Source organism: Collinsella sp. CLA-ER-H7, assembly GCF_040092345.1.
GTDB lineage: Bacteria > Actinomycetota > Coriobacteriia > Coriobacteriales > Coriobacteriaceae > Collinsella.
This window is the reverse complement of sequence record NZ_JBBNLT010000030.1, coordinates 1-1589: the sequence shown is the minus strand read 5'-3', so window position 1 is coordinate 1589 and position 1589 is coordinate 1. Positions and strand designations below refer to the sequence as shown.

The 1589-nt window shown below is 70.7% G+C and carries 1 protein-coding gene; it reads right to left on the bottom strand.

Translation table 11 applies throughout. The features are described from left to right. Positions 1 to 9: 9 nt before the first annotated feature. A complete protein-coding gene (locus AAAX75_RS10025) occupies positions 10 to 1299 on the bottom strand; it encodes an IS110 family transposase (RefSeq protein ID WP_349092072.1) in 1290 nt (429 codons plus the stop codon). Positions 1300 to 1589 lie beyond the last annotated feature (290 nt).

Genomic DNA, 1589 nt, shown 5'->3' with positions numbered 1-1589 from the left:
CTGACGCTCCTATTTGGCAAGGTGTTTTTTAGAATCCATTTTGCGCTCGGCCTCGAAGGCTTGCCTGTCCCAATCGAGCGGAAGTCCGGCCTCGACCCATGCCTCGTAGGCCCTCCTTATGGGCTTGAGCTCCCTTTGGCCCCTCTCCAGCATCGAGATGTACTTCTCGCTGGTGCCCAGTATGGACGCCGCCCTCACCTGGCTGACCTTCGCCGCTCGCCTGGCCGCCACGAGCTCCGAGGCGTCCTCGGGCCTCCTGACCTCGTGCGGGCGCATCAGCGCCCGGTACGCCTCCCTGGCCACGTAGCGCTTGAGGCACCTCATGACCTCCCTGTCGCTCTTCCCCCGCGCCCTCGCCCTCTCGGCGTACTCGGCGGTCTCGGGGTCGCGCATGACCCTCTGCCTCGCGATCTCGTGCAGCGCGCTGTTCGCCTGCCGGTCGCCGCCCCTGTTGAGCCTGTGCCTCACGGTCTTGCCGCTCGAGGCGGGGACGGGGCAGGCGCCGCATATCGCCGCGAACGACGCCTCGGAGCGCAGCCTGCCCGGGTTGTCCCCGGCCGCGACCGCGAGCTTGGCCGCGCTCACGGGGCCGCACCCGTACATCGCCAGCAGCGCGGGGCAGTTCTCCTCCGGGGACGCCTCGATCGCGTGCTCCATGTCGAGCGCCGCGTCGCGCGCCGCCGCCCACAGGTCCGCCAGCGCTCCGAGCGCGGCGCCCAGCGCGCCCTCGGCGCGCACGGAGGGGAGCTCCTCCATCAGCCTCGGCCCTCCCATGCCGCGGAACCTCGACCTGAGCCCCTCCGGCGCGGTGGTGAGCAGCGACCTCGCGGTGTTGATCGCCGAGGTCCGCGCCTTCACCGCCCCGGAGCGCGCCGCGAGCATGCAGCGCACCCCGTCGACCCACCCGTCCTGGCTCTTGGGGGTCCCGAGCCTTGAGCCGGACATCGCCGCGCGGGCGGCCCTCTCCGCGTCCGCCTCGTCGCACTTCCCCTGCCCCGGGCGCCTCCTCTGCATCCCCGCCGGGGAGAGCGCCTCGCGCACGGGCATCCCCAGCGACGCGAGGTGCCTGGTGAGGCCCGCCCCGTAGGACAACGTCCCCTCCATCGCGACGCAGGCCGGCTCCCCGGCCGCCGCGATCGCACCGGCGAGCGCCTCGTAGCCCGCCGCGTCGGCGGGGAACCGGCGGGACAGGACCCTGCGGCCCCTCCAGTCCAGGACGCACAGCCAGTGCGAGTCGGCGTGGGTGTCGACCCCGCAGAAGACCGGCCAGCGGGCGCCGGGTGTCGATTCGGTTCTCATGTCTCGCTCCGTTCTTTCCGTGCTCGCCTGGACCGGGCAGACGGCACACTGACGGGGCGCGATAGAATGCGGTTGATCGGGTCCGCGGTATCGCTCCATGCTCCTATTAGGTCATGCGCCGGTATCGTCGCGCCGCGGCCCGCGCGGGACATGTCAGGAAACGAGGGCAGCCCTGTGGGCGCCAGCGGAATGTGGGGTCACCGCGCGGTCCGCATCTGATGGTGTCGACGTCAATGGTATACGGGTGCATCATCGACGTCTTCAATACAGAAGATATCAGTGCGGAATGT